Source organism: Geodermatophilus sp. SYSU D00742 (assembly GCF_054049935.1).
On sequence record NZ_JBJGYJ010000047.1, the window covers coordinates 18,449 to 27,597 of the forward strand.

A 9,149-nucleotide genomic window follows, 5' to 3' on the forward strand; every position below is an offset into this window, starting at 1 on the left:
CCGGTGCCGGGCCGGGCGGGGACACCGGGTCCATCGGCGACGGTGAGGGCGAGGGTGGCTGGGGCGCCGGGGGCGGTGGCAGGGTCATCACCCGACGCTAGACCCGGCTCACCGCCAATGGGCGGTCGTGCGCGCGAGGTGCGGACGCCGGGTGGCTCGGGTAGTTCCCACCTGCCCGTGCACGGGGACGCCAGAGCGGAGCCGCGTCGTGGACCCCTCGGTACTCCTGGCCGATGCGGCCGAGAACCTCTACCCGGCGCGCATGCAGATGGCGCTGTCCCTCGGCTGGCACATCGTCTTCGCCTGCTTCGGGGTCGCCTTCCCGCTGGTCACCGTCGTGGCGGAGTGGCTCGGCCACCGGCGGGGCGACGCCGATCTCACCGGGCTGGCCCGCACGTGGGCCAAGGCGATGGGCGTCCTGTTCGCCGCCGGCGCGGTGTCGGGGACGCTGCTGTCGTTCGAGATGGGGATCCTGTGGCCCGGCCTCATGGACCGCTTCGGCGAGGTCTACGGGTTCCCGTTCGTGCTGGAGGGGTTCGCCTTCTTCATCGAGGCGATCTTCGTGGGCGTCTACCTCTTCGGCTGGGACCGGCTGTCGCCCCGGGCGCACATGCTCAGCGCCGTCCCCATGATCCTGTCGGGCATGGCCGGGGCGTTCTTCGTCGTCGCGGCCAACGCGTGGATGAACAACCCCACCGGCTTCCGGCTCGACGACGAGGGCCGGGTCGTCGACGCGCAGCCGTGGGCGGCCATGTTCGGCCCGTCCACGTGGCCGCAGGTGGTGCACATGCTGCTGGCCGCCTACATGGTCACCGGGTTCACCGTCGCGTCGGTCTACGCGGTCGGCATGCTGCGCGGCCGGCGGGACCGCCGGCACCGCGCCGGGCTGCTCCTGCCCCTGGCCGTCGCCGCCGCGCTGACGCCGGTGCAGATCGGGGTCGGTGACTGGATCGCCAACACCGTCGCCGACAACCAGCCGGCCAAGCTCGCGGCGATGGAGGCGCAGTACGAGACGACCGCGGGCGCCTCGCTGTCCCTGGGCGGGATCTACGTCGACGACGAGCTGCGCTACGCGCTGGAGATCCCCGCCGGGCTGTCCCTGCTCATCCACCACGACCCCGACGGCGTGGTCCAGGGGCTCGAGGAGTTCCCCGCCGACGAGCGGCCCCCGGTCAACGTCGTCCACCTCGCCTACAACGCGATGGTCGGCCTCGGGACGGCGCTGCTCCTGCTCTCCGTCTGGTTCGGCTGGGTCTGGTGGCGGCGCCGCCGGATCCCCGGGACACCGTGGTTCCTGCGGGCGGTGGCGGTCTCCGGGGTGGCCGCCGTGGTCGCCATGGAGGCCGGCTGGATCACCACCGAGGTCGGCCGCCAGCCCTGGACCGTGTACGGCATCCTGCGCACCGCCGACGCCGTCAGCCCCGCCCCCGGCCTGTACCTCGGCTTCTACGCCGTGGTGGTCGTCTACGTGCTGCTGACCGGGCTCACCGTCGTCGTGCTCCGCCGCCTGGCGCGCAGCTCCGCCACCCCGGCCCCGCAGGAGCGCGACGCCGCGCCGCCGGACCGGGACACCGGCGAGGTGGCGCTGCGATGACGCTCGCCGAGGTGGTGCTGAGCGTCATGTTCGTCGGCCTCATCGCCTACGGGCTCTTCGGCGGCGCCGACTTCGGGGCCGGCATCTGGGACCTGCTGGCCGGCGGCACCCGGCGCGGCGGCCCGCAACGGGGCCTCATCGAGCGCTCGATCGCGCCGATCTGGGAGGCCAACCACGTCTGGCTGATCTTCGTGCTCGTCGTCCTGTGGACGGCGTTCCCCGGCGCGTTCGCCGCCGTGGTGACCACCCTCTACATCCCGCTGACCCTCGCCGCGTTCGGGATGATCGCCCGGGGTGCGGCGTTCGCGTTCCGCAAGAGCGTCACCACGCTGGGCATGCGGCGCTTCCTCGGTGCCTGCTTCGCGCTGTCCTCCCTGGTCACGCCGTACTTCCTCGGCGCCGTCGTGGGCGGGGTCGCCTCGGGGCGGGTGCCGCCGGGCATCGCGGCCGGCGACGTGGTCACCAGCTGGGTGAACCCGACGTCGGTGCTCGGCGGGGTGCTCGCGGTCCTGGTCTGCGCCTACCTGGCCGCGGTGTTCCTCTGCGCGGACGCCCGGCGCGAGGGGGCCGACGACCTCGCCGCGCAGTTCCGGGCGCGGGCGCTGGGCACCGCGGCGCTGACCGGCGCCGCCGGCATCGCCGGGTTGTTCGTGCTGCGGGCCGATGCACCGCAGCTCTTCGACGGGTTGACCGGCCGGGCCCTGCCCGTGGTGGCGCTGTCGGTCGTCGCGGGGGTGGCCGCGCTCGGCCTGCTCGCGACCCGGCGGTACGTGCCGGCCCGGGCGGCGTCGGCGCTGGCGGTCACCGCCATCCTCGCCGGCTGGGCCGTGGCCCAGTACCCCTACGTGCTCGTGCCGGACGTGACGATCGAGGAGGCCGCCGGCGGGCGGTCGACCCTGGTCGCCATGCTGGTGGCCCTGCTCGGCGGCTCGGTGGTGCTGCTCCCGGCGCTGGTCTACCTGTACGTCCTGTTCCAGCGCTCGCCGCCGCACCGTGCGGCCGAGCCGGCGGCGCCCGACGGCGCGCTCAGGTGAGCTGGCCGGCCGGCTCCTCCCGCGAGGACACCACGGTCGTCACCCCCCGCCCCCGGCAGGGCCGCGCTGCGCCGCGCCCGGTCCTCCGGCGGCACGGACCGCACGATGCCGACCGTCCGGTGGCCGGCGGCCACCGCCGACAGCGCCCCGTTCACCGGGTCCTCCACGGCGACGCCCTCGTCGGGCGTGATGTCCGGAGAGCGGCCGGCGTGGGCGTAGACGGCGGCGTCGGGCTCGCTCGTGGGCCGGTGCGCCGTGACGACCCGTCGGCGTCGCACAGGAGCGTGGTGGTACCCGACAGGTCGGCGGGGGAGCTCACCCGCCGTCCCGCAGGTGGTGCTCGATGGCCTCGCGCGGTCCCTGCCGGCACAGCACCCCGAGGGCCTCCTGCACCGGCTCGGCGAACCGCGGGTCCTCACCCAGGGAGCCGAAGATGCTGCGCTCGGACAGCAGCGGCGCGGCGTCCTCGCCGGCCTCCCGGGCCAACGGCACGAGGTCGGGGCGCGGGCCCTCGATCGGGACCGACTCCCCGGCGTAGTCGGCGCCGCGCAGGTAGCGCAGCCACCCCGCCACGGCCAGGCACAGCAGCCGGTGTGGACGGTCCTGCTCCAGGGCGGCCGAGATCGACGGCAGCAGGTAGTTGGGGATCTTGGTGGACCCGCGGCGGGACAGCCGCGCCAGCTGGTCGGCCATCCGCGGGTTGGCCAGCCGCCCGAGCAGGGTCTCCTGGTAGTCCGCGAGGTCGATGCCCGGCACGGCCGGCAGCAGCGGACCGATCTCCTCGGCCATCATCCGGGTGAGGAACGTGCGGAACACCGGATCGGCCATGACCTCCGCGGTGGTGCGCAGCCCGGCGAGGTAGCCGAGGTAGGCCACGGAGCTGTGACCGGCGTTGAGCAGCCGGGTCTTCACCACCTCGTAGGGCTCCACGTCCGGCACGAACTGCACGCCGACGTCCTCAAGGGGCGGCCGGCCTGCGCAGAAGGCGTCCTCGACCACCCACTGCCGGAACGGCTCGGTGATGACCGGCCACCGGTCGTCCACCCCGCTGTCCCGGGCGACGGCCTCGCGCATCTCCGGCGTCGTGTTGGGCGTGATCCGGTCGACCATGCTGCTGGGGAAGGCGCCGTGCTCGTCGATCCAGTCGGCGAGCTCCGGGTCCCGCAGCCGGGCGAAGGACACCACGGCGGTGCGCGCGGCGGCCCCGTTGTGCTGCATGTTGTCGCAGGACAGCACGGTGAACGGGGCAGGCCCGCCGCGCGGCGCCGGTGCAGCCCCTCGACGAGGTAGCCGAACACCGTCTCCGGCGTCCCCGGGTCCTCCAGGTCCCGGGCGACGTGCGGGTCGTCGGCGTCGAACTCCCCGGAGTGCGGGTCGATGCGGTAGCCGGTGCCGGTGATCGTGAGCGTCACCAGCCGGGTGCGCTCGTCGGCGAGCGCGTCGAGCACCGCCTCGGGGTCGTCGGGGCCGTAGAGGTAGCGGGTCATCGCGCCGACGACCCGGGCGCGGTCGCCGTCGGGCGCCCGCTCCACGACCGTGTACAGCCGGTCCTGGGCGTCGAGCACCTCGCCGATCTCCCGGCTGTGCAGGCCGACGCCGACCACACCCCAGCCGGTGACGCCGCGGCGGGCGAGCTCGTCGAGGTAGACCGCCTGGTGGGCGCGGTGGAACCCGCCGACGCCGAAGTGCACGATCGCCGGCACCAGGGCCGACCGGTCGTAGCGCGGCGCGTCGACCGCTGCGGGCAGGTCGGCCAGGCTGGCGGCGGACAGCGGGACGGCGCTCGTGGCGCACGTCGGGGCAGATGGCATCGATCGAGGTCCTCAGGTGGATGCGGCAGCCCGGCGGCTTGTTGCACCCGCGACCCCGGGGTCTGGGTACCAGTCGTCCCGTCGGGGGAAACGTGACGCCCGGTCGCCACCGGCGGGTCGCCGTCCCGCGGTGTGTCGCCCGTGAGCGCCCGGGGCGCCGTTACGGCCGCGACGCAGGGGGTAGGGGACGTCGACCGGAACAGGGCCGCGGACCTGGTGGGGGACCCATGACCAGCAGCAGCGACAACCACTTCATCGCGCAGGCAGTGCACGACCTCGGCTCCGCCATGTGGTTCGGCGGGACCCTCATGGGCGTCGCCGGCGTGAACAAGTCCGGCAGCGAGCTCTCGCAGGGCATCGACCGGGTGCGCGTGGCCAGCTCCGCCTGGGCGCGGTACGCCCCGGCCCAGTGGGGCGGCATCGCGGCCACCCTGGTGGCCGGCCTGCAGCTGACCCGGGCCGGTGGACGGCGGCTCGCCCTGCAGGAGGGGTTCGCCTCGGTGGGGGCGCTCAAGGCAGGGATCGCGGTGGCCGGTGCCGGCGCCAGCGCCTACGCCGCCTACTGCGGCAGTCGCATCGGCACCCTCGCCGAGGAGGCGGTCCGCCGGGGCGAGCAGCTGGAGGTCAAGGACGCCACCCTGCCCACCGCCGGGACGCCCGAGGAGATCGCCCGGTGGCAGCGCCGCCAGCGGCTCACCCAGTTCGCGGTCCCGCTCCTGGCCGGGGCGAACATCGTCTGCGGCTCGTGGCTCGTGCAGTCCTACCGGGCCGGGGCGACGCTCAAGGGCATCGCCGGCCGCCTGCTCCCCATCTGACGCCGGCTCCCGGGACCCCGGCGCCGCGGCCCGCGCCGCACCCTGGGAGGCGCACGGTGACCCGGCTCGACGCCACCGCGCCCGCCTCGCCCAGCGCGTCGGTGCGGGTCCCCGCCACGACCGCGACCGCGGGCGTACCGGCGTCGTCCACCTCGGCGTGGGCGGTTCCACCGCGCCGACCGGCGCCGCGGGGCGGGCCGGCGGAACGGCAGCCGGGCGGTCCGGCGCGGCCGACGCCGCGCCGGACCCGGCTCAGATGCCCTGGACGGAGTCGGCCTGCGGGCCGCGCTGGCCGGGGCTGGCCTCGAACTCGACCCGCTGGCCCTCGTCCAGGCTGCGGTACCCGCCCTGGTCGGCGATCGCCGAGAAGTGCACGAAGACGTCGGGGCCGCCGTCGTCGGGCTCGATGAAGCCGAAGCCCTTCTCGGCGTTGAACCACTTCACCGTGCCGCGGGCCCGGCCGCCGCCACCGCCGCCACCGCCGCCGGAGCCGCGGGAGCCGCCCCCGCCGCGCGGGCCGGAGTCGCGGTAGCCGGAGTCGCGGCCACCGGAGTCCCGGTGGCCGCCGTCGCGGTACCCGGAGTCCCGGTACCCGGAGTCGCGGCCGCGCCCGCCGCCCTCGTCGAGCGGCTCCACGTTCTCGGCCTGCGGGCCGCGCTGCCCCTGGGTCGCGTCGTACTGCACCCGCTGGCCCTCGTCCAGGCTGCGGTAGCCACCGGTCTCGACGATCGCGGAGAAGTGCACGAAGACGTCGGCACTCCCGTCGTCCGGGGTGATGAAGCCGAAGCCCTTCTCGGCGTTGAACCACGACACCGTGCCGGTGCTGCGGCCCCCGCCCCGCGACGGCGACCGGCCGCGGTCACGGCTCCCGTCCCGGTCACGGCTCCCGTCCCGGTCGCGGCCCCGGTCCCGGCCGGCGGGTGCCCCGCCGACGGGCCGGACCCCCTCGGCCTGCGGGCCCCGTTGGCCCTGGCTGGTCTCGAACTCGACCCGCTGGCCCTCGTCCAGGCTGCGGTAACCGCCGGTGTCGGCGATCGCCGAGAAGTGGACGAAGACGTCCGGGCTGCCGTCGTCGGGTTCGATGAACCCGAAGCCCTTGTCGGCGTTGAACCACTTCACCGTGCCCTGCGGCATGTACCTGCTCCTGCGTCGTCCGGCGCGACGGGTCGGTCCCGTCACCCGCCTCCAGGGTGCCCTACCCAGCCGACGACCGGTTGCCCCGCCCCGCGGAGGGATTCCCGGGACGGGCGCCCCCGGCCCCGGCCCGGCCCGGGCGCCTGGTCGCCGCGCCCGCCCGCCCGGCGGCGGAGCGCGGGTGCCCCTACCGTGCCCACGTGGGCAAGCGGGTGGTCGTGGTGGGTGGGGACGCAGCCGGAGCCAGCGCGGCGTCGCAGGCGCGCAAGCGGCAACCGGACCTCGACGTCGTCATGTTCGAGCGGGGGAGGGCGACGTCGTACTCGGCGTGCGGCATCCCGTACTGGATCAGCGGGGCGGTGGGGTCCGAGGCGGCGCTCGTCGCCCGGACGCCGGAGCAGCACCGCGCCGCCGGCATCGACGTCCGGATGCGCACCGAGGTCGTCGGCATCGACCTGGACCGGCGGGTCGTGCACTGGCACGAGCTCGAGGGCGGGGGCTCGGGGACCGAGCCGTTCGACGACCTGGTCTACGCGACCGGCAGCGTCCCGATGCGCCCGCCCGTCCCCGGCATCGACGCGCCCGGCGTCCACGGCGTGCAGGTGCTCGACGACGGCGTGGCGCTGCGGGCCGCGCTGGACGGGGGCGACGTGCGCCGGGTGGTCGTGGTGGGCGGCGGCTACATCGGGCTGGAGATCGCCGAGGCCTGCCGGGTGCGCGGCCTCGACGTCACCGTCGTCGACCGCTCGGCCACCCCGGTGGGCACCTTCGACCCCGACGTCGGGGAGTTCATCGCCGAGGCGGTGCGCGAGGAGGGGATCGAGCTGGTCCTGTCCGACCCGGTCGCCGCCATCGAGACCGGCGCCGACTGCCGGGCGCGGGCCGTGGCCACCGCGAGCGGCCGCGTGCTGCCCGCCGACCTGGTGGTGCTCGGCCTCGGCGTGCGGCCGGACGTGCGGCTGGCCGAGGAGGCCGGCATCCCGCTGGGCATCTCCGGCGGGGTGGCCGTCGACGCCCGCATGCGCACCGACGTCGAGGGGGTCTGGGCGGCGGGCGACTGCGTGGAGTCGCGGCACCGGCTCTCCGGCCAGCGGGTCGTCGTCGCGCTGGGCACCCACGCCAACAAGCAGGGCCGGGTGGCCGGCATCAACATCGGCGGTGGGTACGCCACCTTCCCCGGCGTCATCGGCACCGCGATCACCAAGATCTGCGACGTGGAGGCGGCGCGCACGGGGCTGTCGGAGGCCGAGGCGGAGGCCGCGGGGTACTCCTTCGTCACCGCCGTCGTCGACTCCACCACCAAGGCCGGCTACTTCCCCGGTGCCCAGCCGATCCGGGTCAAGATGATCGCCGAGCGGCGCAGCGGCCGGCTGCTGGGCGCCCAGATCGTCGGCCGGGCGGAGAGCGCCAAGCGCATCGACGCCCTGGCGATCTGCATCTGGAACGAGATGGGCGTCAACGAGGTGCTCTCCCTCGACCTCTCCTACGCCCCGCCGTTCTCCCCCGTCTGGGACCCGGTGCTCATCGCCGCGCGCAAGGCGTTCGAGGCCGTCGAGGCCGACGTGCGCGTGCTCTGAGCGCCGGGCCCCGACGGTCAGACCCGGACCAGGATCTTCATCCCCGCGCCGCCGCGCAGCCGGCCGAAGGCGGCGACGACGTCGTCGACGCCGATCTCCTCCACCCAGCCGGTGGCGTCGTAGCGGCCCTCGGCCATCGCGGCGATGACCGCGTCGAAGTCGCGGGGGAGGTAGGCGAGCACCCCGGTCATCGAGGTCTCGCCGAAGACCAGCATCGTCGGGTCGAACTCGAACGCCTTCTCGTGCAGGGCGACGACGACCAGCCGCCCGCCGGGGGCGAGCAGGCCGACGGCCTGGACGACGGCGGCCCCGGCGCCCGCGGCGTCGAACGCGACGTCCACCCCGTCGCCGCCGGTGGCCTCGGCCACGGCGGCGGCCAGGTCCCCGGTCGTCGGGTCGACGACCCGGGTCGCGCCGAGCCCGGCCACGGCGGCGCGGCGCGCCGCGCTGGGCTCGGAGACGACCACGGTCTCCACGCCGCGGGCGCGCAGCGCGAACCACAGGCCGATGCCGATCGGTCCGGCCCCGGCGACCAGCGCGGCCTGGCCGGGGCGGATCCCGCTGGTGTCGACGGCGTGCCAGGCCACCGCCATCGGCTCCACGAGGGCGCCCATGCGCAGGTCCACCTCGTCGGGCAGCCGGTGCAGCATCGTCGCGGGCACCGTCGTGTACTCGGCCATGCCGCCGCCGTCACTGGTCAGCCCGTGGAACCCGAAGCTGCGGCAGGTGTTGACCATGCCCTTGCGGCACGCCGCGCAGGTCCCGCAGTGGTACACGGGCCAGACGGCGACCCGGTCACCGACGGCGACGCGGTCCACGCCCTCGCCGAGCTCCACGACGGTGCCGGAGAACTCGTGGCCGAGCACCTGCGGGGGCATCGACCCGGTCAGCGGGTGGGGTGTCGTGTAGTCCAGGCCGGAGCTCTCCGGCGTGTAGTAGACGTGCAGGTCGGAGCCGCAGATGCCGGCGTAGGCATTGCGCAGCTTGACCTGGCCGGGGCCCGGCGCGGGCTCCTCGACCTCCTCGACGCGGACGTCCTCACGGGCGTGGAACCTCGCTGCCTTCACGGTGCCTCCTCGGGTGGCGGGAGGGGGGGGGGGGGGGGGGGGGGGGGGGGGGGGGGGGGGGGGGGGGCGCGCGCCGGGCGGGCGGGGGGGCGGGCCGGGGGGGGCGGGCGGGGGGCG

At 75.6% G+C, this 9,149-nt stretch carries 7 protein-coding genes and 1 pseudogene; 4 read left to right on the plus strand and 4 right to left on the minus strand.

What is annotated here, in order from left to right:
• Window positions 1-208: 208 nt before the first annotated feature.
• Window positions 209-1,594 (plus strand): cytochrome ubiquinol oxidase subunit I, encoded by a 1,386-nt coding sequence (locus tag ACI78V_RS21470; protein ID WP_456854491.1) that lies wholly within the window; start codon window positions 209-211, stop codon window positions 1,592-1,594.
• Entirely contained in the window at window positions 1,591-2,628 is a 1,038-nt protein-coding gene (locus ACI78V_RS21475; protein ID WP_456854493.1) for a cytochrome d ubiquinol oxidase subunit II, read from the plus strand. Before ACI78V_RS21470 ends, ACI78V_RS21475 begins: the two co-directional genes overlap by 4 nt.
• A gap of 315 nt (window positions 2,629-2,943) precedes the next feature.
• Here ACI78V_RS21475 and ACI78V_RS21480 read toward each other — a convergent pair whose 3' ends face one another.
• Window positions 2,944-3,672, minus strand: a complete 729-nt coding sequence (locus tag ACI78V_RS21480; RefSeq protein WP_456854503.1) for a mannitol dehydrogenase family protein — start codon at window positions 3,670-3,672, stop codon at window positions 2,944-2,946.
• Window positions 3,646-4,439 (minus strand): annotated as a pseudogene (locus tag ACI78V_RS21485) (mannitol dehydrogenase family protein); the annotation flags it as partial. The pseudogene ACI78V_RS21485 and the gene ACI78V_RS21480, both read right to left, overlap by 27 nt.
• A 227-nt stretch (window positions 4,440-4,666) precedes the next feature.
• On the opposite strand from ACI78V_RS21485, the gene ACI78V_RS21490 reads away from it, so the two are divergent.
• Window positions 4,667-5,254 carry a hypothetical protein gene (locus tag ACI78V_RS21490; protein ID WP_456854495.1) on the plus strand — a complete coding sequence of 196 codons (588 nt, stop codon included), beginning with the start codon at window positions 4,667-4,669 and terminating at the stop codon, window positions 5,252-5,254.
• A 252-nt stretch (window positions 5,255-5,506) separates the two neighbouring features.
• Here the strand turns inward: ACI78V_RS21490 and ACI78V_RS21495 are convergent, their stop codons facing one another.
• Window positions 5,507-6,388, minus strand: a complete 882-nt coding sequence (locus ACI78V_RS21495) for a cold-shock protein (RefSeq protein WP_456854498.1) — start codon at window positions 6,386-6,388, stop codon at window positions 5,507-5,509.
• A 200-nt stretch (window positions 6,389-6,588) separates the two neighbouring features.
• On the opposite strand from ACI78V_RS21495, the gene ACI78V_RS21500 reads away from it, so the two are divergent.
• Window positions 6,589-7,965 (plus strand): FAD-dependent oxidoreductase, encoded by a 1,377-nt coding sequence (locus ACI78V_RS21500; protein ID WP_456854499.1) that lies wholly within the window; start codon window positions 6,589-6,591, stop codon window positions 7,963-7,965.
• Between the two features lie 17 nt (window positions 7,966-7,982).
• On the opposite strand, the gene ACI78V_RS21505 is transcribed toward ACI78V_RS21500, so the two are convergent.
• A complete protein-coding gene (locus ACI78V_RS21505; RefSeq protein ID WP_456854501.1) occupies window positions 7,983-9,032 on the minus strand; it encodes a 2,3-butanediol dehydrogenase in 1,050 nt (349 codons plus the stop codon).
• Window positions 9,033-9,149 lie beyond the last annotated feature (117 nt).